The sequence below is a fragment of the Streptomyces sp. TBY4 genome (assembly GCF_024213195.1).
Taxonomy (GTDB): domain Bacteria; phylum Actinomycetota; class Actinomycetes; order Streptomycetales; family Streptomycetaceae; genus Streptomyces.
In genome coordinates, this window is record NZ_JANAVF010000011.1 from 22,949 (window position 1) to 49,018 (window position 26,070).

A 26,070-nucleotide genomic window follows, 5' to 3' on the forward strand; every position below is an offset into this window, starting at 1 on the left:
ACTCACCGAATGCCCGATGCGACGGATTGTCAGATGATGGGGAGAATTGTCGCCCTACGGGGCCCGCCCCCGCCCGACCGGCCAGGAGGAGCCAGATGCCCGACCGCGAACCCCCGGCCGAAGCCCCTCCCGGCGCCGCGACCGACGGCCCGGCCGGTGGCCCGACGGACGGCCCGGCCGGTGGCCCCGCGGGCGCGTCGCCAGGCGCCCGCGCGCGGCGGCGGGCCGTCAAGCGGCGGCGGGCCACCAGGGTGGCCGGGGTCTGTGCGGTGGCCGCCGCCGGGGGGCTGCTCCTGCTGCGGGGCAGCGAGGTGGGCGAGGCCCTCACCCGTCCCGGCACCGCCGACGGCCGGGCGGTGGCCCCCCTGTCCGCGGCCGCCGACCGGACGGCCCCCGCGGATCCCGGCCGGGTGCTGCAGATCGTGGCGCACCCCGACGACGACCTCTACTTCATGAACCCGGACCTGCGGTACTCGATAGCGGCGGGCCATCCCGTCACCTCGGTGTACCTCACCTCCGGCGAGGCCGACGGCATCAACGCCGGCGAGGCCCAGGTGGCCTCCACCCCGGCCGACAAACCCGCCTACGCCGAGGCCCGCCAGAACGGCATCCGCGCCGCCTACGCGCAGATGGCCACCGGCGACCGGGACAGCCCCTGGCACCGCACCGTGGTGCCGACCGCGGGCGGCGGCCACGCCGAGGTGGACGTCCTCACGGCGAAGCCGCAGGTCCACCTCGTCTGGCTGCAGCTGCGCGAGGCCGGCAACGTCTGGGCGGACCGGCCCGACAGCCTGCACGGCCTCTGGGACGGCCGGGTCCCCCGCCTGGAGTCGATGCTCGCCTCCGGCTCCCCGGTCGGGCAGGAGTTCACGTACACGAAGGAGCAGGTCGTCCGGACCCTCGTCGGGGTCCTGGAGCGCTACAAGCCGACCACCGTCCGCTCCCAGGACCCGACGCCGGGCCGGTTCCCCGGCAACAAGCACTACACGGACCATCAGGACCACTTCTACGGAGCCCGCTTCGTCCAGCTCGCCCTGGCCTCCTACGCGAAGGAGGTCCGGGACCGCCCGCACTTCTCCGTGCAGAACTACCTCGGCTACCTCAACGGTTCGCTCCCCGGCGCCCTCGCCCCCGACGAGGCCCGCGCCAAACTGGACGTCCTGGACACCTACGCGTGGACCGACCGGCAGAACCACTGCGGCAGCGCCGCCGGCTGCGGGGACCTGAAGGTCGCCGACCACCCGGCCGGCAACCACTGGTCCTCCACCATCAACTACGCCCGCGGCACCGCCACCTCCTGGCTGGCCTCCGACGCGAAGCGCGGCCTGTGGGCGTTCAGGGTGCTCGACGGGCAGCTCGCCGTCTGGCACCGCGACGGCCTGCTCGGCGCCTGGAGCGGCCCCCGGCTGCTCCCCGGCGCCGCCGGCACCGTGATGGACCAGGGCATCTCCACCGTGACGCTGCCCGACGGCCGGATCGCCGCCTTCGGCACCCGTACCTCCTTCGGGGCCGAGCCCGCCGGCTACACCCGCGAGGTCGTCCAGAGCGTGCAGAAGGCGCCCGGCTCCCCCGATTTCGGGGACTGGACCTCGCTCGGCACTCCGGAGACCTCCGACGAGAACTGGACCTCCGACATCAGCGCGCCCGCGGTGGCCGTCGACGGCTCCGGGCAGCTCGCGGTCTACGTGCGCGACGGCGCGTACACGCTGCGCGGGCGGGTGCAGTCCCCGACCGGCACCTGGGGCCCCTGGGAGCAGTACGGCGGCTCCGACCTGCACGGCAGCCCGGCCGTCGCGACCGACCCCGCCGGGCGCCGCATCGTCCTCGCCGCGACCACCAAGACCGTGCTGGGCTGGGCCCAGCCGAAGGCCGGCGCCCCGCTCGGCCCCGCCACCGCGACCGGGCTGCCGGCTCCGGCGCTGCCGATCACGGCGCAGGGCCGGGAGGACGGCGTACGGCTGTGGTTCCGCAAGCCGGATTCGGGCGGGGTCGGTACCGCCCTGGTCACGGGTGACGGCGGGCTGAAGGTGACCGGAGTCACGGACGTGGGAGGCCCGTCGGGCTTCGGCCCGGTGACGGTGAGCGGCCGTCTGCTGGCCGGCCGGGCCGCGGGCGGCCAACTGGGCTCGGAGCTCGGCCGCGGCGGGTCGTGGGAGCGGTCGCCGCTGGTGTTCGTCGGGGCGCCCTCCTCGACGATGAACGGCAAGGACACGGTGAACCTGGCGGTCATGGGGCTCGACGGGCGGCTGTACGTGACCTCCTCGGCGGACGGTCCGAACGCGCACCTGGCCCCCTGGCAGCCGGTGGGACCGCCGAACGGCTCGCCCTGACCACGCCGTAGGAGCTCTGAGCGGACCAATCGACGCCCCTCCGAGGGGGCGTTTTCCGGTGCGCCCGCACCCGGCCCGCAGTGACTGCGGACACGTAGGAAACACCGACGCTGCGCCCACCCGGGCCGCCCTTTCCACGAATCGGAATTGATGGGCGATCCGGGTGAACCAACTCGGCAGGAATCGGCTCTCATTGACTGACCCGTAGCTCTACCGGTTCTTCCTGCCGGAACGATCCCGAGGCCAGCCCATGCCCGTGTCCCGCCGACGTTTCCTCCTCGCCACCGTGGTCCCGATGCTGACGATCGGGGTCACCGGTGCGCTCGCCGTTGCCTCCGGCCAGCAGACCGCGGCCGAGGGCGTCCCGGGAACCGGTTCCCCCGGCGCCGTACCGGCGAGCGCCACCGCCGGATCGGTCGTCCAGATCGTCGCCCACCCGGACGACGACCTGTTCTTCATGAACCCGGACGTCAGCCGTTCCCTGATGTCCGGCACCCCGCTCACCACCCTCTACCTCACCTCCGGCGAGGCCGACGGCCGCAACCAGGCCAACGGCGGCGCGGCCAAGGACCCGGCGCAGCCCGCCGACCGCGGCCACTACGCGGAGGCCCGGCAGAACGGCATACGCTCCGCCTACGCGCAGATGGCCACCGGCGACCGCACCAGCCCGTGGCGCCGTACGGTCATCCCCACTTTGGGCGGCGGCACCGCCGAGCTCGACATCCTGGAGGCGAAGCCCCAGGTCAACCTGGTCTGGCTGCAGATGCGCGAGGCCCGCGCCCCCGGCGCGGACGCCCCGGAGAGCCTGCGCGGCCTGTGGAACGGGCGGATACCGGCGCTCACCCCGCAGCTCGCCGCCGGCACCCCGGTCACGGAGCCGCCCACCTACACCAAGGACCAGGTGATAGCGGCGATATCGGGGGTCCTGGAGCGGTACAGGCCGACGACGATACGGATGCAGGACCCGACGCCGGGCCGGTACCTCGACTCCGGCAAGCTCACCGACCATCAGGACCACATGTACGCGGCGCGGTTCGCGCAGGCCGGGGCCGCCTCGTACGCCGCGCGGGTCCCGGTCGGGCAGCGTCCCCGGTTCACCGTGCAGAGCTACCTCGGCTACCACAACGGCACCCTGCCGCACGCGCTGGACCCGCAGACGGCCGCGGCGAAGGTCGGCTTCCTGAAGACGTACGGGTGGCACGACAAGGAGAACTACTGCGGCTCGCCCTCCGGCTGCGGCGACCGCAAGGTGGCGGGCAGCCCCACCGGCCACAACTGGGCCCAGTCGCTGCGGTACGCGCGCGGCGACCACTCCTCCTGGCTGGCGCACGGCGCGGCCGGCCGGCTGTACGCCTTCGGCGTCCTCGACGGCCAGATGGCCGTCTGGACCCGCGGGGCCGGCACCGGCAGCGGCCCCGGCGCCGCCTGGCAGGGACCGGTGCTGCTGCCGGGCACCGGCATCGACCCGGGCGCGAGCACCGCCCGCCTCCCCGACGGACGCGTCGCCGTCCTCGCCACCCGCACGGTCTTCGGCGACCGGCCGCACGAGTACCGGCGCGAGATCGTCTACGCCGTCCAGTCCGTGCCCGGCGGCCCGTTCGGCGCGTGGGTCGCGCTCGGCACCCCGGAGCCCGGCGACGACCACGGCACCTCCTCGATCAGCGCGCCCTCGGCCGTCTCCGACCCGGACGGGCGGCTGACGGTGTACGTCCGCGACTCCCGGCGCTCCCTGCGCGCCCGCATCCAGGAGCCCTCGGGCGCCTTCGGTGACTGGCAGCAGCTGGGGGGCGCCGACCTCCAGTCCGACCCGGTCACGGCCACCGACTCCGCCGGGCGCCGCCACGTCTACGCCGCCACCACCCAGTCGGTGCTGGCCTGGATCCAGCCCGCCCCGGGCGCCCCGCTGGCCGGCCCCTTCCCGACCGGGCTCCCGGCCACCACCGTCCCCCTCACCGCCGCCCCGGAGGCGGCGGGGGTCCGCCTCTACTTCCGGCGCCCCGATTCCGGGGTCGTGCGCACCGCCCTGGTCACGGCGGCGGGCGGCGCCGCACAGCCGGCGGTCTCCAGCGTCACGGAGGCCGGCGGCCGGGCGGGCTACGGAGCCGTGGGCGTGGCGGGCCGCCTCATATCGGGCCGCGCCGACTCGGGCACCATCGGCACGACGGGCCTCGGCGGCCCGCCGGCGTGGTCGGAGTCCAAGATGCTCTACGCGGGCGCCCCGGCGGGCATCCAGGAACCGGGCGGCGCGACGACCCTCGCGGTCCTCGGCCTCGACGCCGAACTCCACGTCACCACGGCCACCCCCACCCCGACCCGCACCACCTGGCACCGCGCGGTCCCGCCGGCGTAGCCCGCGCGGGGCCGGGGAACGCCTCCGGGACGCCGGTGCGAGGATGGCTCCGTGGCTCGCACCCGACCGGGTGCGGGCACGTCGAGGAGGGAGCATCCATGCCGGCCGGCCTGTCGCTGCTCCGTCGCCCGGCGGTGGCGCCGCTCGGTTCGCTCGTGGTGCTGGGCGCGGGGGCCGCGTACCTGTGGGGCACCGATCCGCACGAGTCCGGCCACTGGCTTCCCCGCTGCCCCTTCAACTGGCTGACGGGGCTGCTCTGTCCGGCCTGCGGTGCCACCCGGATGTGTTACGACATCCTGCACGGCGACTTCGCCGCGGCCTTCCGCGACAACGCGGTGCTGTTCCTGCTGGGGCTGCCGCTCGCCCTCTTCCTCTACGGCCGCTGGGTCGCGCGGGGGCTGCGCGGGCGGACGTACCACCCGGTGATCGGGATCCGGGGGCAGTCGGTCATTATCGGGGTTGCCCTGACCTGGGCCGTTGTTCGAAATGCGGTCATGTGATCACAGGTTGATCACGTTGCGGGCGGCACGGCAACCATCCGCAGCCTTCGCAGGTCAGTAGTTCCGCATCGACCCATGGTCGGGGCACACGTCCCCAATGATGAGCAGTTCCCAAGGAGCTTTCCCGTGTCTCAGAACTTCGCCCCGAACGGCCAGCCGTACTCCGACAAGTCCAAGCTGGTCGCCGGTCTGCTGCAGATCTTCCTCGGCGGCCTCGGCATCGGCCGTTTCTACACCGGCCACACCGGCATGGCCATCGCGCAGCTGCTCACCTGCGGCGGCCTCGGCTTCTGGGCCCTGATCGACGGCATCCTGTTCCTGGTCAAGGACGACCGCACCGACAAGCAGGGCCGTCTGCTGCGCGCCTGACGCGCACCGTTCCGGCCGCAGGGCCGGAACCCCCAAGCCGCACGGGGCCGGTGGTCGACGACCACCGGCCCCGTGTCGTGTGCTGTGTGCCGGAAAGCTCCGACGGCGCGCCGAGCCGTGCCTACAGCACCGGCATCATCTTGCGGAGTTCGAAGGCCGTGACCTCGCTCCGGTATTCCTCCCACTCCTGCTTCTTGTTGCGCAGGAAGAAGTCGAAGACGTGCTCGCCGAGGGTTTCGGCGACCAGTTCGCTCTTCTCCATCAGGGCGATGGCCTCGCCGAGGTTCTGCGGGAGGGGCTCGATGCCCATCGCGCGGCGTTCGGCGTCGGAGAGGGCCCAGACGTCGTCGTCGGCGCCGGCCGGGAGCTCGTAGCCCTCCTCGATGCCCTTGAGGCCCGCGGCCAGCAGGACGGCGTACGTGAGGTACGGGTTGGCGCCCGAGTCGATCGAGCGGACCTCCACGCGGGAGGAGCCCGTCTTGCCCGGCTTGTACATCGGGACGCGGATCAGGGCCGAACGGTTGTTGTGGCCCCAGCAGATGTACGAGGGGGCCTCGCCGCCGGAGCCGGCGGTGCGCGAGGAGCCGCCCCAGATGCGCTTGTAGGAGTTGACCCACTGGTTGGTGACGGCGGCGGTCTCCGCGGCGTGCTTGAGCAGGCCCGCGATGAAGGAGCGGCCGACCTTGGAGAGCTGGTACTCGGCGCCCGACTCGTAGAAGGCGTTGCGGTCGCCCTCGAAGAGGGAGAGGTGGGTGTGCATGCCCGAACCGGGGTACTCCGAGAAGGGCTTCGGCATGAAGGTGGCCTGCACGCCCTGCTCCAGCGCGACCTGCTTCATGACCAGGCGGAAGGTCATGATGTTGTCGGCCGTCGAGAGGGCGTCGGCGTAGCGCAGGTCGATCTCCTGCTGGCCGGGGGCGCCCTCGTGGTGGCTGAACTCGACCGAGATGCCCATGGATTCGAGCATCGTGATCGCCTGGCGGCGGAAGTCCATGCCGACGTTCTGCGGAGTGTGGTCGAAATAGCCGGAGTTGTCGGCCGGGGTCGGCCGGGTGCCGTCCAGGGGCTTGTCCTTCAGCAGGAAGAACTCGATCTCCGGGTGGGTGTAGAAGGTGAAGCCCAGGTCGGAGGTCTTGTTCAGGATGCGCTTGAGGACGTACCGCGGGTCCGCGTAGGAGGGCGAGCCGTCCGGCATCAGGATGTCGCAGAACATCCGCGCCGTCCCGGGGGCCTCCGCGCGCCACGGCAGTATCTGGAAGGTGCCGGGGTCCGGCTTGGCGATCATGTCGGACTCGTAGACCCGCGCGAACCCCTCGATCGCCGAGCCGTCGAACCCGATGCCCTCGTCAAAGGCCTGTTCCAGCTCCGCCGGCGCGACCGCTACGGACTTCAGGAAGCCCAGTACGTCGGTGAACCACAGGCGCACGAAGCGGATGTCGCGCTCCTCGAGCGTCCGGAGGACGAATTCCTGCTGCTTGTCCATGGCTTCATCCTCGCAGTTCAGGCGGCCTGTGCACCACCGCCGCGGGGGCATGGGCACAGTCGGGCCGCCCCAGTATCGCCAGCGGTGGTTTCCGCCAGATTACGCACCCCGGATAGCCGGTGGCACCCCCGCACTGACCTTGGGCCGGTCATGAGCATTACCATCGGCGCCCATGGGGGGCCATGCGCGTGACGAGCAGGGACGTCGGAGACGTCCGCTGCTCCGGCGTGCCGTCCTCCTGATGGCCTTCGGGGTGCTGACCGGCGCGGTGTTCCTGTGCTGGCAGTCCGGGTCCGAGGCCCCCGCCCCCGCGGCGGCGGGGCCGCGGGCCGCCCACGCCGCCCACGTTTCCGGCGCCCAGCGCGCCGTCTGCGTGGCGCCGTACGACCGGCCCGGCTGCTCCCCGCTCTCGCACGTCCTGCCCGGACTGGTGCCCCCGGAGCCGCCCGCGGTGACGGTGGCCCACGGGGCGCCCGCGCCCGCCGTGCGCCCCGCGCCGGCAGCGGGGCTCCGGGCCCCTTCGGCGCTGGCGCGCGGCCCCGACCTGTACGCCCTCCAGGTGCTGAGGACCTGATCGGTCCCGGTTCCGCAGCGCTCAGGCAGCGCGTTCTCCCCTTCACCCCCCTCAGCAAAAGGATTCAGGGCCATGGCCAGCAGGAACTCCGAGACCAACGCCTCCCGCCAGGCGCGGATAGCCGAGATGCGCCGCGCCGACCAGGCGCGCGACCGGCGCAACAAGGCCATCGCGATCACCGCGTCGGCCGCCATCGTCACCGCGCTCATCGGTTTCGGCGCATGGGTGATGATCGACCAGCAGAACAAGAAGGAGGCCGAGGAGGCCGCCCGCAAGGCGCCGGTCGCCGGCGAGCAGACCTGGGACGCCAAGGCCCTCGGCAACAAGCACGTCGAGACCCCGGTCAAGTACGAGATGACCCCGCCGGTCGGCGGTGACCACCACCCCCGCTGGATGAACTGCAACGGCGACGTCTACAAGGAGCCGCTGCCCGAGGTGAACGCCGTCCACTCGATGGAGCACGGCGCCGTGTGGGTGACGTACAACGAGAAGGCCGACCCGGCCGACATCGAGAAGCTCGCCGCCAAGGTCGCCAAGACCCCGTACACCCTGATGAGCCCCGTCAAGGAGCAGGCCGGCACGATCATGCTCAGCGCGTGGGGCAAGCAGCTGACCGTGGACAAGGCGGACGACGCCCGGGTGGCGTCCTTCCTCACCAAGTACGTGCAGGGCCCCCAGACCCCCGAGCCGGGCGCGGCCTGCACGAACGGGCTGGCCGGCAAGTGACCCGTACGGCCGGCAAGGGCTCCGTGGCCCGTACGTACTGGGCTGCGGGCACGGCCGTGGGCCTGGCGCTGCTCTTCGCGGTGGGGGCCACGGTCGCCACCGCGGGGGGCGCCGATTCCGCCCCCGCGGCCTCCCGTACGCCCGGGCTCCACTCCGCCGACGCGGGCTTCGCCCGGGACATGGCGGTGCACCACCAGCAGGCGGTGGAGATGTCCTTCATCGTGCGCGACCGCACGAAGGACGATGCGGTGCGCAGCCTCGCCTACGACATCGCCAACACCCAGGCCAACCAGCGCGGCATGCTGCACGGCTGGCTGGACATGTGGGGCCTGCCCAAGACGGTGGCCGACGAGCCGCCGATGTCCTGGATGGGCACCGGGGGCGCCTCCCACGGCGCGGAGGGCCATGCCATGGGCGGGGTCGTCACGAAGCCCGGCGCGCTGATGCCCGGCATGGCCACCAAGGAGGACCTGGCGCAGCTGGGCTCCGCCGAGGGCCGCGACGCCGAGGTGCTCTACCTGCGGCTGATGACCGCCCACCACAAGGGCGGCGTCGCGATGGCCCAGGGCTGCGCCGACCAGTGCGCCAACCCGGCCGAGCGGGCCCTGGCCCAGGGCATGGTCGACGCCCAGCAGTCGGAGCTCCAGCTGATGGCCGACATGCTGAAACAACGCGGAGCGGATCCGCTGGCCGCGGAGTAACCGGTTGCCTCGTGCGGCGCCGTCGCCTGGGCTCCGCGCCTCAAACGCCGGCGGGGCTGGATTGCCCGCAGGGCAATTTCAGCCCGTCCGGCGTTTGAGGACCGGGGTCCGGGCAGAGCCCGGGGAACGGTGGAAGGGCGGGTAGGGGACAGCCCCGCAGGGCCCGCACCCACCCGCGGCGCCGCCACCACCTCGGGGTCACCCGTACGGCCCACCGTCACCCGTGTGGAGTCGCGGGGGCCGAACGGGCGAATGAGGATGAGGACGCCGAGGCGGGCGCACCCGCGCCCGGCCGCTACGGCGTGCTCAGGAGGTTTACGCGATGACCACCGCCGGAGAGATCATGCACCCCGGGGCCCAGTGGATCCCCGCCACCGAGACCCTGGACCGGGCCGCTCAGCTGATGAGCCGGCTCAATGTGGGGGCGCTGCCCATCAGCGACTCCAATGAACGCCTCTGCGGCATCCTGACCGACCGCGACATCGTCATCGGGTGTGTGGCCAAGGGGCACGACCCCTCGAAGGTCACGGCCGGCGACATGGCCCAGGGCACCCCGCGCTGGATCGACGCGGGCGCGGGCATCGACGAGGTGCTGGAGGAGATGCAGACCCACCAGATCCGCCGCCTCCCCGTCATCGAGAACAAGCGGCTGGTCGGCATGATCAGCGAGGCCGACCTGGCCGTGCACCTCTCCGAGCAGCAGATAGCCGGCTGGGCCGAGAAGGTCTACGCCCGGGGCTAGGCCCCCGGCCGGGCTCCCGGCTCCGCCGCGTACAGGACCGCCCGCGCCACTTGGTGCGGGCGGTCCAGCATGACCAGGTGCCCCGCGGGCTCCGCGACCACGAACCGGGCGCCCAGCGCGTCGGCCAGCCCCGCCTGACGGCCCAGCCAGTCCAGGTCCGGGCGGCGCGCGCCGGGGTCGTGGCCGGCCAGGACGGTGGCGGGCGCGCTGAGCGGCAGCTCCGCGCGCAGCGCCAGCACCTCGGCGGCCGCGTCGGGGTAGCGGGAGTTCTCCAGCAGGGCCCCGCGCCAGACCCGTCCGGTGCGGTAGCAGCGGCGTACGAGGTCCCGCGCGGCCGGGTCGGCGCCGCCCGTGCCGCCCGTCCCGACGACGCCGCCCGCGCCGCCCGCGCGGGAGGCCCGTACGGCGGTCCGCCGGGCCCAGGGACCCAGCGCCGCCGGCAGCCCGGCGGCGGTCACGGCCCGGCCGAGCACCCGGGCGGCGCCGGTGCGCACCCCGGCGGGCAGGGTCGTACGGGGCCGCTCCTCCACGCTGCTGTCGACCAGCACCAGGGCGGCGGTGCGCCCGGGGTGCAGCCGGGCGAAGGCCTCGGCGTGGAACCCGGCGAGGGAGTGCCCGGCCACGGTGACGGGCTCACCGCCCAGCCCCAGCACGTCGAGCAGCCCGGCGATCCGGTGCGCCTCCCCGGCCGCGGACGGCGGCCGCACGGCGGGACCGCTCAGCCCGTGCCCGGGGCGGTCGAAGCGGACGACGGTACGGCCGGCGGCGACGAGCAGTTCCGCCACCGGGTCCCAGTCGAACCAGGCCATGGCGAGCCCCGCGCTGAGGACGACCGGCGGGCCGGAGCCCTCCACTAGGGCGTGCAGCGGCACGCCGTCCGCGGCGGGGCCGGTGGTGAGGCGTACGAACGTCCCGGGAGCCGCCCCGGAGCCGGATCCGCTCACGTACGGCGTTCCCGGTGGACGGAGTACGCGAGCAGGCCCAGCCAGACGGCCACGAGCAGCACCTGGAGCCGCTGCCCGGCGCCGAGCGCCCAGGTGCCGTGCCCGGCGGTGAACAGGGCAATGGAAACCAGGGTCCAGGCGGTGGCGAGCAGTTCGAGGACGACGAGCGCGGGCCCGAACCGCGCGAGCGGGGCGAGGCGGCCGTAGCGGCGGGCGGCGAGCGTGAGGGCCACGATCCCGACGAGCGCTCCCGTCATGGCGAGGCTGCTGCTGACGGCGTGGGCCTGATGGGTGGCGGGGACCAGCCCCGCGGTCTCGCGCGCCGCGCATTCGGGGTCCACGGTCGGCCTGCAGCTCAGCGGCAGCCAGGCGTCGGCCGCGGTGGCGGCCCCGAAGAGGGTGATTCCGGACCAGCCGGCGACGGACCAGAGGCGGCGGGGTTCGACCCGGCGGGCGAGGCGGGCCAGGGCCAGGAGGCCGCCGAGGAGGACCAGGAGGCCCGCGGTGAAGTCGGTGGCCCGGAACAGCCCGCCGAGCGGCTGGTCCTGCGCCGCGAGCTCGCTGACGTACGTCTCGATGGGGTTGAGGCCCGTGGAGAGGACCACTTCGAGGACCCACGCGGTGTAGGCGGCGGCGCCGAGGCCTATGAGGAGGGCCACGGAGCGGACGCCTGCCCCAGCCGTGGCGGCAGGACCCGTCGCGGAGGAGGGGCTGTTCAGCCCGTCTTTTATGGACATAGTGTGACTAATCCTAAACGTGGCCGGGTCCGGTCATGCGATCGGATACCCACCCCGGGTAGGGTTCCGCCCATGACCCGCCCCACCCCGCGCATCCAGCGACCAGCAGTCCGGTGGCCCCGGCTCCTGCTGCTCGCCGCGCTGCTGCTGGGCATCGCGGGCATGCACACGCTGGGCCATCCGACGCCGGCCCACGCCATGGAGGACGTACCGCAGGCCCGTTCCGTTCCCCTGGCCGGCCATGCGCCGTCCGGGTCGGCGCACGGCGGGGCGCCGGACGGCGCCCCGGACGGCGCGGCTCCGGCCGATGCGAGCACGAACGCCGCCGCCGAGGCCGCCCTCGCCTCGATCTCCGTCGCCGAAGCCCCGCGCCCCCCGCACACCGGCATGGACCCCATGTCCGTGTGCCTCGCCGTGCTCGGCGCGCTCGTCCTGCTGGTCCTCGGAGCCGGGCTGGCCGGCCCGCGCCGTGCCGCGCCGCTCGGGGGCGCGGCACGCGCGCCGGGCCGGTCCGGCGGTCCGGACCCGCCACCACCCCGTGAACGCCTCTCCCTGCTGACGGTGCTGCGCGTATAGGCCGGGCTCCGTCGTCGCCCCCGCATGCCTGCGGGGCGGCGGCAGACGGTGCCCACCTGCCTGCCTCACACCATCACGAGGTGTTCCACCATGCGCTCTTCGCATTCCCCCATCTCCCCCTCACCGGTTTCCCGCCGCGCCCTCCTCGGCGCCGGCGCCGCCCTCGCCGGCACCGGGCTGCTCTCCGCCTGCTCGGGCTCCGGCATGGCCGGCATGGACCACGGCTCCGGTTCCCCGGGCAAGGCCTCCGCCTCCCCCGCGCCCGGCGGTTACGTGGACCCGGCCGGCGCCGAGGTGCGGGCCGCCGAAGCCGCCCGCAAGGCCACGGGCCCGCTCACCGAGGTCCGGGTGACGGCCACCGCCACCCCGCTCGACCTCGGCGCCGGCCGCACCGTCCGCTCGTGGGCGTACGGGGACAGGCTCCCGGGCCAGGAGGTCCGGGCGACCGCGGGCGGCACCCTCGCCCTGACCCTGGCCAACAACCTTCCCGAAGCCACCTCCCTGCACTGGCACGGCCTGGCGCTGCGCAACGACATGGACGGGGTGCCGGGGCTGACCCAGCGGGACATCGCCCCGGGCGGCTCGTTCACGTACGAGTTCGCCGTCCCGCACCCCGGGACGTACTGGTTCCACCCGCACTCCGGGGTGCAGCAGGACCGCGGCCTGTACGCGCCGCTGATCGTCGAGGACCCCAAGGAGCCCCTCTCCTACGACAAGGAGTGGGTGGTCGTGCTCGACGACTGGCTCGACGGGGTGGACGGCTCCACCCCGGACGCCGTGCTCGGCGAACTCCGCAAGGGCATGGACATGAGCAGCCCGGGCGGCGGCGGCCACGGGGGCCACGGCTCGGCCGGCTCACCCGCCCCCGCGGCTTCGGGCGGCCCGTCCCGCGTCCTGATGGGCGGCGACAGCGAGGTCCTCGGCAAGGACGCGGGCGATGTCGCGTACCCGCACTACCTGGTCAACGGCCGCACCCCGGAGGACCCGTCGGTCCTCACCGCCCGCCCGGGCGACCGGATCCGGCTCCGGATCATCAACGCGGGCGGGGACACCGCCTTCCGGATCGCCCTCGGCGGCCACGAACTGACGGTCACCCACACCGACGGCTTCCCGGTCGAGCACGCCCGGGCCCGCTCCCTGCTGCTGGGCATGGGCGAGCGGTACGACGTCCTGGTGACGGCGGGCGACGGGGTGTTCCCGCTGACCGCCCTCGCCGAGGGCAAGGGGGACGCGGCCTCGGCGCTCGCGGTGCTGCGGACCGGTGCGGGGGCGGCGCCGACCGCCGCGACCCGGCCCGCCGAGCTGTCCGGACGGCCGCTGACGGCGGACGCCCTGAAGGCGGCGGAGCCGGTGGCACTGGCCGCGCGCGAACCGGACCGCACCGTGCGGATCAAGCTGACCGGCGGGATGGCGAAGTACGACTGGGCCTTCGACGGCAAGCCCTACGCCCCGGACCAGCGGCACCCGGTGAAGGCCGGGGAACGGGTCCGGCTGGAGTTCGACAACTCCACAACGATGTGGCACCCGCTCCACCTGCACGGGCACACCTTCGCCCTCGCCGGCGGCGCCGGCGGGGCCCGCAAGGACACGGCGGTGGTCCTGCCGAACGGAAAGCTGACGGTGGACTTCGACGCCGACAACCCCGGTCTGTGGATGGTGCACTGCCACAACGTCTACCACGCGGAGGCCGGGATGATGACCGTGCTCGGCTACCTGCGCTAGCCGGAACCCGCCCCGGACCGGGCCGCCCGCGCGCCCTCCTCCGCGCGCCGGGGCCCGGCCGGAGGGGGCCGGGGGCGGCCGGAGGGGGCCGGGGCGGCCGGAGGGGCCGGAGGGGGTCTGGCGGGGCCGAAATCCCCGGTGGGGAGGTTGTATTCCATGACAGGCTGGTGATCGTCACGCGCCGATTGCGACCTGAAGGACTTCCCGCCGGTATGAGCACCCCGCCGAACCCGCCCAGCACCCCGTCCGGCCCGCCGACGGAGCCCGCGGGCACCCCCGCACCCGAGGCGGCTCCCATACCGGCGCCCGCGCAGCCCCTGTCCCTCGACAAGCCCCCGGCCCTGACGCCCTCCCAGCCCCTCACCCCGGCCCCGCCCCTGACGGACGCCACGGCGGAGCCCGCGGACGCGGCACCGGCGACCGGCCCGGCGGACCCGGCCGAGCCCACGGACGCGGCACCGGCACCGGCACCGGCGGCCGACCCGGCCGAGCCCACAGACGCAGTCCCGGCGGCCGGCGCGCCCGCCCCCGGCGCCTTCGCTCCGGTCACCCCCGTCCCGGCGGCCGCCACCGCTCCCCCGGCGGCCGCGTGGGGAGCCCCGTACGGCGCCCCCGGCGCCCCCGCCCCCGCGAACCCCTGGGCCACGCCCGCCGGCGGTTACCCCGGCGGCCCGCAGGGGCCCGGCTTCCCGCCGCCCCCGCCCGCCGCGAACGGCCTGGCCGTCGCCGCCCTGCTCCTCGGGCTGTTCGGCATCTTCGTCGGCCTCATCCCCTTCTTCTTCTGGGCCGGCGCCCTCCTCGCCCTGACCGGCGTCGGCCTCGGCATCGCGGCCGTCCTCAAGGCCCGCCGCGGCGCGCCCCGCGGCACGATGGCCGTCTTCGGCACCGTCCTCGGCATCCTCGGCCTGGGTGCTTCGGTGGGCGGCTGGTTCTTCACCACGAACGTCATCGACAGGATCGACCGGAACATCTCCGACGCGCGCTCGGGGGACGGCTACGAGTTCGACTACGACTCCGAGCTGCAGTACCCCAGCGCCCCGGCGAGCCCGACTCCCAAGCCCTCGCCCTCCGACGTCCCGGGCAAGACCTCGGCACTGGCCTGGGGCAAGCCCTACACCTACGAGGACGGGGTCCAGGTCACCGTGCAGGGCGCGGTCCCGTACAAGCCGTCCTCGACGGCCTACCCGCCCGAGGCCCGCAACGCCAACGCGGTCAAGGTCACGGTGAAGATCGTCAACAACTCGGGGGCCGCGCTCGACGTCAGCCTGGCCCTGCCGCACGCCCGCGACGACCAGGGCACCGAGGCCGAGATGGCCTTCGACGGCTCCGTGCCGAAGATGTTCAAGGGCTCGGTCATGGCGGGCGAATCGATGACCGGCACCTTCGCCTTCGTCGTGCCCAAGGGCACCAAGAGCCTGCACTTCGAGATCGCGCCCGGCACCAAGTACGACGACGCGATCTGGAGCGGCCCGATCGGCTGAACCGGCACCGGCACCGGCGACTCCGGCGACTCCCAGGACATCGCGTCAGAAAGACGATTAGACTGGGCCGCGTGCCTCAACTACGCCTCGCCCTGAATCAGATCGACTCGCAGGTCGGCAACATCGCCGCCAACGCCGACTCGGTCGTCCACTGGACCCGGCACTCCGCCGAACAGGGCGCCCACCTGGTGGCGTTTCCGGAAATGGTGCTCACCGGGTACCCCGTCGAGGACCTCGCCCTGCGCGGCTCCTTCGTCGAAGCGTCCCGCCAGGCGCTGCTGGACCTCGCGCAGCGGCTCGCCGCCGAGGGCTTCGGGGACCTCCCGGTGGTCGTCGGCTACCTCGACCGTACGGAGAAGGCCGCGCCCCGGCTCGGCCGCCCGGCGGGGTCCCCGGAGAACGCGGCCGCCGTGCTGTACGGCGGGCAGGTCGTCCTGCGGTTCGCCAAGCACCACCTCCCCAACTACGGGGTCTTCGACGAGTTCCGGTACTTCGTGCCGGGCGACACCCAGCCGGTGATCCGGGTGCGGGGCGTGGACGTGGCCCTGGCCATCTGCGAGGACCTCTGGCAGGAGGGCGGGCGCGTCCCCGCCACCCGCTCCGCCGGGGCCGGGCTGCTGATCTCGGTCAACGCGTCCCCGTACGAGCGCAACAAGGACGACCTCCGCCTCGAACTGGTGCGCAAGCGGGCCCAGGAGGCCGGCTGCACCCTCGCCTACCTGGCGATGATCGGCGGCCAGGACGAGCTGGTCTTCGACGGGGACTCGATCGTCGTCGACTCCGGCGGCGAGGTCATCGCCCGCGCCCCGCAGTTCTCCGAGGGCTGCGTCCTGGTCGACCTCGACCTGCCGGCCGCCTCGCCGACCCCCGTCGAGGGCATCGTGGACGACGGGCTGCGCATCGACCGGGTGATCCTCACCGAGGAGCCGGTGGAACCGTACGAGCCGGTCGTGACGGGCGGCTACGCCGACCGGCTGGACGACGACGAGGAGATCTACGACGCGCTGGTCGTGGGGCTGCGCGCGTACGTCCGGAAGAACGGGTTCCGCTCGGTCCTGATCGGCCTCTCCGGCGGCATCGACTCCGCGCTCGTCGCCGCCGTCGCCTGCGACGCGATCGGCGCGCAGAACGTGTACGGGGTCTCGATGCCGTCCAAGTACTCCTCGGAGCACTCCCGGGGCGACGCGGCCGATCTCGCCGAGCGGACCGGCCTGAACTTCCGGACCGTGTCGATCGAGCCGATGTTCGACGCGTACATGGGCGCGCTCGGCCTGACCGGGCTGGCCGAGGAGAACCTCCAGTCCCGGCTGCGCGGCACCCTGCTGATGGCGCTCTCCAACCAGGAGGGGCACATCGTGCTGGCGCCGGGCAACAAGTCGGAGCTGGCCGTCGGCTACTCCACCCTGTACGGGGACTCGGTGGGCGCGTACGGCCCCATCAAGGACGTCTACAAGACGGACGTGTTCCGCCTCGCCGAGTACCGCAACCGGGCGGCGGCCGAGCGCGGCGAGACCCCGCCGATCCCGGAGAACTCCATCGTCAAGCCGCCGAGCGCCGAACTGCGCCCGGGCCAGGTGGACACGGACTCGCTGCCGGACTACCCCGTGCTGGACGGGATCCTCTCCCTGTACGTGGACCGCGACCAGGGCCTGGAGGCGATCGTCGCGGCGGGCTACGACCCCGAGCTGGTCGCGAAGACCCTGCGGATGGTCGACACCGCCGAGTACAAGCGCCGGCAGTACCCGCCGGGCACGAAGATCTCCGCGAAGGGCTTCGGCAAGGACCGCCGGCTGCCCATCACCAACGGCTGGCGCGAGCGGGCGTGACGCCCGCGCGGTGACGGGGCGCCGGGGCCCGGCGCACGTACGGCCGGGGCCCGGCGTTCGTACGGCCGGGGCCCCGGCGTTCGTACGGCCGGGGCCCCGGCGTTCGTACGGCCGCCGGACTACCGGTCGGCGCGGTCCCGCCGCAGGGCGGCGACCACCAGCACGGCCCCGGCCGTCACCAGCAGCGCCAGCCCACCGATCGGTGAAGACGCCAGGTTCCGGTCCACGGCTCCGGTCAGCACCGGGTGCAGGCCCACGAAGACCGCCGTCACCACCGCCGCCTGCACGAACTGCGGCAGGGGCCGGCGCGCCAGCCGGTGCAGCACGCGCGTGCCCGTCATGGACATGAGCGGCAGCATGATGCCCAGGACGACCACGGCCGCCCCACCCAGCCACCCCCACGAGGCGGCCGTCCACCCCCAGCGGTCGTCCAGGTACTTCGACACGCCGTACCGGGGGTCCGCGAACCCGCCGAGTTCCGGTGCCGACGGCGCCCAGAGCACCTCGTACGTCTTCCCGGGGCGCGGTTCCGCGAGGGTCTCGACGTCACGGGCGGTGATCCGCGTTCCGTCCGGGGTCCGCAGGATCAGCGTCGACCGGTATCCCTTCGGCGTCTTGCGTTCGTAGCGGACCCGCACCTGCGCCACCTCGGCCACGGTCCCGGTGCCGACCACCGGACCCGCCTCCTTCACGGCGCGGACCGTGCCGTCACCGCTCGCCGTACCGATCACGGTGAGCGCCGCCGACGCCACGATCAGCACGAGCAGCGCCGCCGCCCGGCGCAGCCACACCGCGGCCGTTCCCGGGAACTCGGCCGGCTCCGGCTCCCCGGCCGCCCGGCCCGGCCCCTGCCGCAGGGCCGCCGACGTCAGCGCCCGCCCCCAGAGGGCGGCCACGCCGGTCCAGCCGAGCAGCAGCACGCCCGTGTAGGGCGGCAGTGCGCCCCGGTGCAGCCCGAGCGCCCAGACGCCGGCTGCCATGAAGGCGAGCCAGGCAAGCACCGTGAACGAACGAAACACCCAGGTCAGCACCGCGATCCCGCCCCCCATAGCTCTTCTCGGGGGAGTATCGCAGCGCCGGTGCTACGGCTTGACGGTGACCCGGGCTGCGATCGGCAGGTGGTCGCTGCCGGTGCGGGGCAGGGTCCAGGAGGCCTCGGGGGTGACCCCGCGGACCAGGATCTGGTCGATGCGGGCCATCGGGAACTGCGCGGGCCAGCTGAAGCCGAAGCCGTCGCCGGACGCGCCCTGAGTGGAGCGCAGCTGCGAGGTGACCTCGGACAGGGCCCGGTCGTTGACGGTTCCGTTGAGGTCGCCGAGCAGGATGACCCGCGGCAGCGGTTCGGCGGCGAGCGCGGCGCCGAGGGCGTCGGCGCTGTTGTCGCGCTGGTTGGCGGTGAAGCCGGCCTTGAGCTTGACGCGGACCGAGGGGAGGTGCGCCACGAAGGCGGCCACGTCCCCGTGGGGGGTGTGGACGGTGGCCCGCATGGCCCGGGTCCAGCCCATCTTGATGTCGACGGGCTTGCTGGAGATCAGCGGGTACTTGCTCCAGAGCCCGACGGTGCCCTCGACCGAGTGGTACTTGTACGTCCCCGCGAGGGCCTTCTCGTAGACAGGCACGACGCTGCCCTTGAGCTCGGTCAGGGCCAGTACGTCGGCTCCGGCCTTCGCCACCGAGGCGGCGGTGCCGGCGGGGTCGGCGTTGTCGGCGTCCACGTTGTGGGTGGCGACGGTGAGGTTGCCGCCGGCCTGCGCCTTGTCGGTGACCAGGCCTCCGAAGAGGTTCACCCAGACCGCGGCGGTCAGCAGTATCGCGATCAGTGCGGTCGCGGACTTCCGGAAGAGCGCGGCGGCGAACAGCACCGGGACGGCCAGGCCGAACCAGGGCAGGAAGGTCTCGGTAAGGCTGCCGAGGTTGCCGATGTCGTTGGGCAGCTCGGCGTGGAGGATCATGACGAGCGAGATCAGCACGGCGAGCGCGGCGAGGACGATCCCGCGGCGCCAGATGCCCGGATCCCGGCGCAGCTCGGACAGCCGGCGCCGGAGACCCGGTCGGGAGGGCTCGGGCTCCGAGCCGTCGCTCCCCGTCTCCGTCATGTACGCCTGTGCCATGCCACTGCCCTCGCTGCCGTGCTCGCGCTCCGTCCCCGCCTCTTGACCCTAGGCGATGGACGGAGGGTTCCGCGCCGATTGTGTCGGCCGTACGTCCGGGAGGACGAACGCGTCAGCGGCCCGGGTTCCGCTTGTCACCAAACGCGCACATTGCCCTTCGGGCGGCCGCTCCGGCGAAGGGCACACCGTGCCACTTCCCGCCCGGGCCCCGAGAGTGCCACCATGGTGGTGAGTCCGGGGACGCCGTAAGGGTGCCTCGAGATGAACATCAAGGAGCAGTTGCAATGACGCATGCCGTTTCGCCTGCCCGCGAAGCCTCCTCCCCCACCCTGTACGGAGGCTCGGGCACCCGGCGCATCACCGTCCGCGACCTCACCCTCGCCAAGGAACGCGGCGAGAAGTGGCCCATGCTCACCGCCTACGACGCCATGACGGCGTCGGTGTTCGACGAGGCCGGCATCCCGGTCATGCTCGTCGGCGACTCGATGGGCAACTGTCACCTCGGCTACGAGACCACCGTCCCGGTGACGATGGACGAGATGACCCTGCTCTCGGCGGCCGTCGTACGCGGCACCAGCCGGGCCCTGATCATCGGCGACCTCCCCTTCGGCTCGTACCAGGAGGGCCCCGTACAGGCCCTGCGCAGCGCCACCCGGCTCGTCAAGGAGGCCGGGGTGGGAGCGGTGAAGCTGGAGGGCGGCGAGCGCTCGCTGCGCCAGACCGAGCTGATCGTGCAGTCGGGCATCCCGGTCATGTCCCACCTGGGCCTCACCCCGCAGTCCGTGAACGCCATGGGCTACCGGGTGCAGGGCCGCGGCGACGAGGCCGCGCACCAGCTGCTGCGCGACGCGAAGGCGGCGCAGGACGCGGGCGCCTTCGCGGTGGTGCTGGAGCTGGTCCCGGCCGAGCTGGCCGCCGAGGTCACCCGGTCCCTGCACATCCCGACGGTCGGCATCGGCGCGGGCGCGGAGTGCGACGCGCAGGTGCTGGTGTGGACCGACATGATGGGGCTGACCGGCGGGAAGATGCCGAAGTTCGTCAAGCAGTACGCGAACCTCCGGGCGACCATGGGCGACGCGGCGAAGGCCTTCGCCGAGGACGTGGTCGGCGGAACGTTCCCGCAGGCGGAGCACGCCTTCCACTAGTCCGGTTCCGCTGGTCCGGCAGTCCGGTTCCACTGGTCCGACGGCCCGCCCGCACACCCCGCCGATGTCCTGTCGGTGGTCCGTGGGCGGGCCGTCGCGGCCTGTAGGCCGCTTGTAGGCGCTTTGTCAGTGGCGTCTGGTCCCATGGTGGGCATGACGCGAAACGACAAGAATCCCCTGAACGGCGCGAACGCCGTAGAGGTCCGGGGGCTGGTCAAGCACTACGGCGAGACCAAAGCCCTCGACGGTGTGGACCTCGATGTCCGCGAGGGAACCGTCCTCGGGGTCCTCGGCCCCAACGGCGCGGGCAAGACCACCCTGGTCCGCATCCTCTCCACCCTGATCACCCCCGACGCCGGCACCGCCCGGGTCGCCGGCTTCGACGTGGTCCGCCAGCCGCGGCAGCTGCGCCGCACCATAGGCCTGACCGGCCAGTACGCCTCGGTCGACGAGAAGCTCTCCGGCTGGGAGAACCTCTACATGATCGGCCGGCTGCTGGACCTGTCCCGCAAGGACTCCCGCAGCCGCGCCGACGAGCTGCTGGAGCGGTTCTCCCTCACGGACGCCGCCAAGAAGGCCGTGATGACCTACTCCGGCGGCATGCGGCGCCGGCTCGACCTGGCCGCCTCGATGATCGGCAGCCCGGCCGTGCTGTACCTGGACGAGCCGACCACCGGTCTGGACCCCCGTACCCGCAACGAGGTGTGGGACGAGGTGCAGCGGATGGTCGCCGAGGGGGCCACCGTCCTGCTGACCACCCAGTACATGGAGGAGGCCGAGCAGCTCGCCAGCGAGCTGACGGTCATCGACAAGGGCAGGGTCATCGCCAAGGGCAAGGTCGACGAGCTGAAGGCGCGCGTCGGCGGCCGGACCCTGCGGATCCGCCCCACCGACCCGGCCGACCTGCCGGGCATGGCCCGCTCCCTGGCGGAGGCCGGCCTGGACGGGGTCGCCGGCTCCCAGGCCGTCCCGGACGAGGGCGCCCTGCTGGTGCCGATCCTCGCCGACGAGCAGCTGACCGCCGTCGTGGGCCTGCTGGCCGCCCGCGGGTACGGGATCTCCGACATCAGCACCTACCTGCCCAGCCTGGACGAGGTGTTCCTGTCCATCACCGGGCAGAAGCCCGACGTCCAGGACTCCATCCCCAACCAGCAGACCGAGGAGGTCGCGGCATGAGCACCGTAACCACGACGAAGCCCAACCCCACCGCGGCCGCCCCGGCCGGCGGGCCCGTCCCGGCGGACGAGGGCCGGATCGGCCTGCGGGGCAACCTGCGCCACATCGGCGCCCTGGCCCGGCGCAACGTCCTGCAGATCAAGCAGGACCCGGAGTCGATGTTCGACGTCCTGTTCACGCCCATCGTCTTCACGCTGCTGTTCGTCTTCGTCTTCGGCGGCGCGATCTCCGGCAAGGGCAACCAGGACGAGTACGTCAACTACGTGGTCCCGGGCCTGATGGCGATGATGGGCATGAACATCGCCATGGGTGTGGGCACCGGGGTCAACGACGACTTCAAGAAGGGCGTGATGGACCGCTTCCGGTCCATGCCGATCGCCCGTTCCTCGGTGCTCATCGCCAAGATCGTGGTCGAGCTCGGCCGCATGATGGTGGCCATCGCGATCCTGCTCGGCATGGGCTTCCTGCTCGGCCTGTCGATCAAGTCCTCGGTGCTGGACCTGTTCCTGTCCATCGGGCTGTCGGCGGTCTTCGGCTCCTCGCTGATGTGGATCTTCATCCTGCTGGGTCTCAGCATGAAGACCCCCCAGGCCGTCCAGGGCGTGGCGATGCTGGTCCTGATGCCGCTGCAGTTCGGCAGCTCGATCTTCGCCCCGCCGACGACGATGCCCGGCTGGCTGCAGAGCTTCACCGACGTCAACCCGCTGTCCAACCTGGCCGACGCGGCCCGCTCCCTGATCAACGGGACCCCGCTCGGCAACTCCGTGTGGATCACGCTGGCCTGGTCGGTCGGCATCACGCTGGTGACCATGCCGCTCGCCGTGGGGAAGTTCCGCCAGAAGACCTGATCCGCGGACCGATCCGTTCCGGATCGCGTCCCGGGCGGGCTCCTGTCACGGAATCAGACGAGGGCGGTGGCCTCCTCCAGGGTGAGGCCGCCGCCTTCGGAGTACGCCGCCTCGTACGCGGCGTCGCCGAGCACGGCCCGGGCCAGGCGCTCGGCCAGTTCGACGTCCGCGCGCTCGACGGTGACCGGGAAGTGGGCGGGCGGCAGCAGTGCGCGGTAGGCGCCGATGAGCCGCGCGGCGTCGTACGCCCGGACCTGGCCGCCGAGTTGCGCGAGGGAGCGGGCTCCGGTGATCAGGTACGCGGCCGGGAGATGGGGGGCGAGCATCATGGAGATCGGGTCCCGGACGGCTTCCATCGCCTGGCGGATCCGGGCGAGGGCGTCCTCGTACCGGCCCTCCTCGTTGTCGAGCCAGGCCAGCAGGCCGAGCAGGAAGCCGTCGAACATGGCGAACGCGCCGACGGCGAACTCCTCGCGCAGGGACTGGAGCCGGGCGCGGGCCTCAGGGAGGCGGCCGGTGCGGCCGTAGATGCAGGCGAGGAACATCTGGGCGGCGGGCACGGCCTCGTTGCCGAACTGGTGGATGGTGCCGGCGAGCAGGCCGGTGAGGAGCTCCTCGGCCTCCTCCAGGTGGCCGTCCTCGGCGAGGGTGCCGGCCATCCGCACCTGCAACACCGTGACCTGGGCCTTGGCCCCGAGCCGCCGGGCGTACTCGATCGCCGCGCGGTAGTCCTGGGCGGCCGGGGCGTACTCCCCGCGCTTCTCCCGGGCCTCGGCACGGGCGGAGAGGGCTTCGGCGCAGCCCCAGTCGTCGCCGAGGGACGCGTAGAGGGCGAGGCTCTCCTCGGCGTCGCGCGATGCGTCGCCGGCCCCGTCGGCGCGGTTGGCGAGGACGTTGGCCCGGAGCTGGAGGGCGGAGGCCAGCTCCCAGCGGTAGCCGAGCGCGCGGGCCGTCTCGACGGTCTCCTCGGTGGCGCGGTGGAGCAGTTCGGCGTCCCCGGAGATCATGACGGCGTAGATCCACAGGAAGGAAGGGGCCCGGCAGGTCTGCGGCAGCCCCGGGCGGTAGGCGGCGACCACGCCCTCGGCCTGGGCGCGGACCTCCGGGGTGGACCAGGTGGCGCTGAGCTGGTCGCGCGCGACCAGACACAACAGCTGGATGCCGCGCCAGGCCTCGGTGAGCAGTTCGCCCTCGTAGGGCGGGGGCATGTCGACGATCTGCTGGTACACGGGCTGGGCGGGGACGACGGGCGCGGCGAAGGGGTCCGGGCCGAGGGCGGCGGCGGCACCGGCCCAGTGGCGGGTCTCGGCGCGCAGATCGTGCATGTGCCAGTACCAGCCGAGGGAGTGCACGAGGCAGAGCACCTCGCCCACGTCCTTGGCGGCGACGGCGCGGCGCAGGGCGGTGCGCAGGTTCTCGTACTCGGTGGCGAGCCGGTCGGCGGCGGCGCGCTGGCCGTGGCCGCGCAGCAGCGGCTCGGTGGTGCGGGCGAGTTCCCGGTAGTGGACGAGGTGGCGCCGCTCGGTCTCCGCCCGGTCCCCGCCGGCCTCCGCGAGGCGGTCGGACGCGTACTCGGCGACGGTCTCCAGGAGGCGGTAGCGCATGCCGGCGGGGCCGTCGGGGGCGGCGACGACCAGGGACTTGTCCACGAGGGATCCGAGCAGGTCGGCGACGTCCGCGCCGCCCCGCCGGTCGGGGGACCCGCCGTCCGCGCAGACGGCCTCGGCGGCGTCGAGGTCGCAGCCGCCGGCGAAGACGGACAGCCGGCGCAGGACGACCCGTTCGGGTTCGTCCAGCAGGTCCCAGGACCAGTCGACCACCGCGCGCAGGGTCTGCTGGCGGGGCAGATGGGTGCGGGCGCCGCCGGTCAGGAGCCGGAAGCGGTCGTCCAGCCGGTCGGCGATCTGCCGCGGGGTGAGCAGCCGCAGCCGGGCGGCGGCCAGCTCGATGGCGAGCGGCATCCCGTCGAGCCGTCGGCAGATCTCCACGGCGGCGGCCGGGTCCTCGTCCACGGTGAACCCGGCCCGGGCGGCTGCCCCGCGGTCGTCGAGCAGCCGGAGCGCGACGGGATCGGGCAGCGGCTCCACCGGGCGCAGGGTCTCGCCGGGCACGCCGAGCGGCTCCCGGCTGGTGGCCAGGATCTGCACGCCGGGGCAGCGGGCGAGGATCTCCTCGGCGAGGCGGGCGGCGGCGTCGACGACGTGCTCGCAGTTGTCGAGGATCAGCAGCATCCGGCGGCGTGCGCAGTGCTCCGCGAGGCGGTCGAGGGGCCGGTCCCCTCCGCGCTCGGTCAGCGCCCGCATCTCCTCGGCGGAACCGCCGCGCAGCTTGGTCTCCCGCGCCCCGAGCGCGGCGAGCGCGGCCTCCGGAACGTCCTCGGGATCGTCTACGGGAGCCAGCTCGACGAACCACACCCCGTCGGCCCAGTCGGGCACGGGGCCGCCTCCGGCGGGGTCGGCGGGGTCGGCGGGCAGGGCGTCGTCGAATCGTTCCTCCGGGGTGCCGCGGCCGGCCCGGGCGTGGGCCTCGGCGGCTTCCTGCGACAGCCGGGTCTTGCCCGCGCCGCCGGGTCCCAGCAGGGTGACGAGCCGGGACCGGCCGAGGTCGGCGCCGATGACCCGGATGTCCTCCTCCCGGCCGACGAAGGTGGTCAGCCGCATGCGCAGATTGCCCGCGCCGGGGCCGGTCGGCACGGGGACCGGTCCAGCCCCGGCCCCCTGGGCGTCCCCGGAGCCCGCTCCGGCGGGGGCGGCCTCGGGCGGGGTGGCGGGCCGGCCGTCGAGGCCTGGAGCCTGCCCGGGGGCCGGGGCCCGGGTGGCGGCCTCGGCCGGCGCGGCGGGCCGGCCGTCGTGGCCCGGGGCCTGCCCGGGCGCGCCGGAGCCCGGCGCGGTCGTTCCGGCAGGGGCACCGGTCCCGCCCGGGTCCGTCCGGCCGGCCGGCGGGGCGGTGTGCGCGGGGGGCCGGGGTGGGGCGGGAGCCGGGGCCAGCAGGGCGGTGTGCAGGGCGCGCAGGGCGGGGCCCGGGGTGGTGCCCAGGCGGTCGGCCAGGTCCCGCCGGACCTCCTCGTAGGCGGCCAGCGCCTCCGCCGGGCGCCCCGCGTCGCGCAGCGCCCGGATGCGCAGGGCCTGCAGGGATTCGTCCAGCGGAAGCCCGGCGCACAGCGGGGTCAGCTCCGGCAGGACCCGCTCGGCCTCCCCCAGCGCCAGCGCCGCGTCCAGGCGGCCCCGGCGCGCGTCCAGCCGTAGGGCCTCCCAGCGGGCGGCCTCCGGCCCCGAACCGGGCAGCGAGCTCAGCGGCTCGCCCCGCCACAGGGAGAGCGCCTCGTCGTACAGGGCGGCCGCCTCCGCCGGGGAGGCCTGCGCAGCCGCCCGCGCGAGCCGTTCGAGCCGCTCGAAGCGGTACAGGTCGATGTCGTCGCGCTCGGCGACGAGCCAGTAGCCGCCCTCACCGGACCCGACCGCCTCGCGCCCCAGCGCCCTGCGCAGCCGCCCCACCAGCGCCTGGAGCGCCGCGGAACCGTCCGCGGGCGGGTCGCCGTCCCACACCTCTTCGATGAGCGAGGCCGCCGGCACGGCCCGCCCCGGGCGCAGCGCGAGCGCGGTCAGGAGCGCGCGCAGCCGCGCTCCGCCGACGGGGACGGTGCTCCCGTCGTCGCGGATGGCCTGGGTGGTGCCGAGCATCGTGTAACGCACCGGCCCATTGTCTCCGGCCCGGGCCCCAACGGGCGCC

The 26,070-nt window shown here is 73.9% G+C and carries 21 protein-coding genes; 15 read left to right on the top strand and 6 right to left on the bottom strand.

The window, feature by feature from the left end:
• Nucleotides 1-95 precede the first annotated feature (95 nt).
• The 4 genes from NLX94_RS24640 to NLX94_RS24655 all read left to right on the top strand — a co-directional run bounded on the left by NLX94_RS24640 (nucleotide 96) and on the right by NLX94_RS24655 (nucleotide 5,549).
• Complete coding sequence (locus NLX94_RS24640) at nucleotides 96-2,330, top strand: PIG-L family deacetylase (RefSeq protein WP_254385219.1); 2,235 nt, start codon at nucleotides 96-98, stop codon at nucleotides 2,328-2,330.
• Nucleotides 2,331-2,580: 250 nt separating this feature from the next.
• On the top strand, nucleotides 2,581-4,680 hold the full coding sequence (locus NLX94_RS24645; RefSeq protein WP_254385220.1) for a PIG-L family deacetylase: 2,100 nt from the start codon (nucleotides 2,581-2,583) through the stop codon (nucleotides 4,678-4,680).
• A gap of 98 nt (nucleotides 4,681-4,778) precedes the next feature.
• A complete protein-coding gene (locus NLX94_RS24650) occupies nucleotides 4,779-5,180 on the top strand; it encodes a DUF2752 domain-containing protein (RefSeq protein WP_254385221.1) in 402 nt (133 codons plus the stop codon).
• Between the two features lie 126 nt (nucleotides 5,181-5,306).
• Entirely contained in the window at nucleotides 5,307-5,549 is a 243-nt protein-coding gene (locus NLX94_RS24655) for a TM2 domain-containing protein (protein WP_254385222.1), read from the top strand.
• A 121-nt stretch (nucleotides 5,550-5,670) separates the two neighbouring features.
• Here the strand turns inward: NLX94_RS24655 and glnA are convergent, their stop codons facing one another.
• Entirely contained in the window at nucleotides 5,671-7,032 is a 1,362-nt protein-coding gene (gene glnA / locus NLX94_RS24660) for a type I glutamate--ammonia ligase (RefSeq protein WP_254385223.1), read from the bottom strand.
• Between the two features lie 172 nt (nucleotides 7,033-7,204).
• On the opposite strand from glnA, the gene NLX94_RS24665 reads away from it, so the two are divergent.
• The 4 genes from NLX94_RS24665 (at nucleotide 7,205) to NLX94_RS24680 (ending at nucleotide 9,775) form a co-directional block, all read left to right on the top strand.
• On the top strand, nucleotides 7,205-7,606 hold the full coding sequence (locus NLX94_RS24665; RefSeq protein WP_254385224.1) for a hypothetical protein: 402 nt from the start codon (nucleotides 7,205-7,207) through the stop codon (nucleotides 7,604-7,606).
• Between the two features lie 72 nt (nucleotides 7,607-7,678).
• Nucleotides 7,679-8,332: a DUF3105 domain-containing protein gene (locus NLX94_RS24670; protein ID WP_254385225.1), complete on the top strand. Its 654-nt coding sequence runs from the start codon at nucleotides 7,679-7,681 to the stop codon at nucleotides 8,330-8,332.
• Nucleotides 8,333-8,355: 23 nt separating this feature from the next.
• Entirely contained in the window at nucleotides 8,356-9,033 is a 678-nt protein-coding gene (locus tag NLX94_RS24675) for a DUF305 domain-containing protein (protein WP_254385467.1), read from the top strand.
• 322 nt (nucleotides 9,034-9,355) lie between these two features.
• The gene (locus NLX94_RS24680; protein ID WP_254385226.1) at nucleotides 9,356-9,775 is read left to right on the top strand and encodes a CBS domain-containing protein; all 420 of its coding nucleotides are present in this window, start codon (nucleotides 9,356-9,358) and stop codon (nucleotides 9,773-9,775) included.
• On the opposite strand, the gene NLX94_RS24685 is transcribed toward NLX94_RS24680, so the two are convergent.
• The gene (locus tag NLX94_RS24685; protein ID WP_374684020.1) at nucleotides 9,772-10,719 is read right to left on the bottom strand and encodes an alpha/beta fold hydrolase; all 948 of its coding nucleotides are present in this window, start codon (nucleotides 10,717-10,719) and stop codon (nucleotides 9,772-9,774) included. The genes NLX94_RS24680 and NLX94_RS24685 overlap by 4 nt on opposite strands.
• Nucleotides 10,716-11,378, bottom strand: coding sequence for a DUF998 domain-containing protein (locus tag NLX94_RS24690; RefSeq protein ID WP_254385227.1), 663 nt, complete (start codon nucleotides 11,376-11,378; stop codon nucleotides 10,716-10,718). Before NLX94_RS24690 ends, NLX94_RS24685 begins: the two co-directional genes overlap by 4 nt.
• Nucleotides 11,379-11,528: 150 nt before the next feature.
• Between NLX94_RS24690 and NLX94_RS24695 the strand changes: the two genes are divergently transcribed.
• The 4 genes from NLX94_RS24695 to NLX94_RS24710 all read left to right on the top strand — a co-directional run bounded on the left by NLX94_RS24695 (nucleotide 11,529) and on the right by NLX94_RS24710 (nucleotide 17,061).
• Nucleotides 11,529-12,032, top strand: a complete 504-nt coding sequence (locus tag NLX94_RS24695) for a hypothetical protein (protein WP_254385228.1) — start codon at nucleotides 11,529-11,531, stop codon at nucleotides 12,030-12,032.
• Nucleotides 12,033-12,122: 90 nt separating this feature from the next.
• A complete protein-coding gene (locus tag NLX94_RS24700) occupies nucleotides 12,123-13,754 on the top strand; it encodes a multicopper oxidase family protein (RefSeq protein WP_254385229.1) in 1,632 nt (543 codons plus the stop codon).
• A gap of 212 nt (nucleotides 13,755-13,966) precedes the next feature.
• Nucleotides 13,967-15,235, top strand: a complete 1,269-nt coding sequence (locus NLX94_RS24705; protein WP_254385230.1) for a DUF4352 domain-containing protein — start codon at nucleotides 13,967-13,969, stop codon at nucleotides 15,233-15,235.
• A gap of 71 nt (nucleotides 15,236-15,306) precedes the next feature.
• Complete coding sequence (locus tag NLX94_RS24710) at nucleotides 15,307-17,061, top strand: NAD+ synthase (RefSeq protein ID WP_254385231.1); 1,755 nt, start codon at nucleotides 15,307-15,309, stop codon at nucleotides 17,059-17,061.
• A gap of 119 nt (nucleotides 17,062-17,180) precedes the next feature.
• Here NLX94_RS24710 and NLX94_RS24715 read toward each other — a convergent pair whose 3' ends face one another.
• Nucleotides 17,181-18,041 carry a hypothetical protein gene (locus NLX94_RS24715; RefSeq protein ID WP_254385232.1) on the bottom strand — a complete coding sequence of 287 codons (861 nt, stop codon included), beginning with the start codon at nucleotides 18,039-18,041 and terminating at the stop codon, nucleotides 17,181-17,183.
• Nucleotides 18,042-18,143: 102 nt separating this feature from the next.
• The gene (locus NLX94_RS24720; RefSeq protein ID WP_254385233.1) at nucleotides 18,144-19,172 is read right to left on the bottom strand and encodes an endonuclease/exonuclease/phosphatase family protein; all 1,029 of its coding nucleotides are present in this window, start codon (nucleotides 19,170-19,172) and stop codon (nucleotides 18,144-18,146) included.
• Nucleotides 19,173-19,456: 284 nt separating this feature from the next.
• On the opposite strand from NLX94_RS24720, the gene panB reads away from it, so the two are divergent.
• From panB to NLX94_RS24735, 3 genes are all read left to right on the top strand, one after another.
• Nucleotides 19,457-20,317 (top strand): 3-methyl-2-oxobutanoate hydroxymethyltransferase, encoded by an 861-nt coding sequence (panB, locus tag NLX94_RS24725; protein ID WP_254385234.1) that lies wholly within the window; start codon nucleotides 19,457-19,459, stop codon nucleotides 20,315-20,317.
• Nucleotides 20,318-20,461: 144 nt separating this feature from the next.
• Nucleotides 20,462-21,493, top strand: coding sequence for an ATP-binding cassette domain-containing protein (locus tag NLX94_RS24730; RefSeq protein ID WP_254385469.1), 1,032 nt, complete (start codon nucleotides 20,462-20,464; stop codon nucleotides 21,491-21,493).
• Nucleotides 21,490-22,341, top strand: a complete 852-nt coding sequence (locus NLX94_RS24735; RefSeq protein ID WP_254385235.1) for an ABC transporter permease — start codon at nucleotides 21,490-21,492, stop codon at nucleotides 22,339-22,341. Before NLX94_RS24730 ends, NLX94_RS24735 begins: the two co-directional genes overlap by 4 nt.
• A gap of 53 nt (nucleotides 22,342-22,394) precedes the next feature.
• Here NLX94_RS24735 and NLX94_RS24740 read toward each other — a convergent pair whose 3' ends face one another.
• Nucleotides 22,395-26,021: a BTAD domain-containing putative transcriptional regulator gene (locus NLX94_RS24740; RefSeq protein ID WP_302170448.1), complete on the bottom strand. Its 3,627-nt coding sequence runs from the start codon at nucleotides 26,019-26,021 to the stop codon at nucleotides 22,395-22,397.
• Between the last annotated feature and the right edge of the window lie 49 nt (nucleotides 26,022-26,070).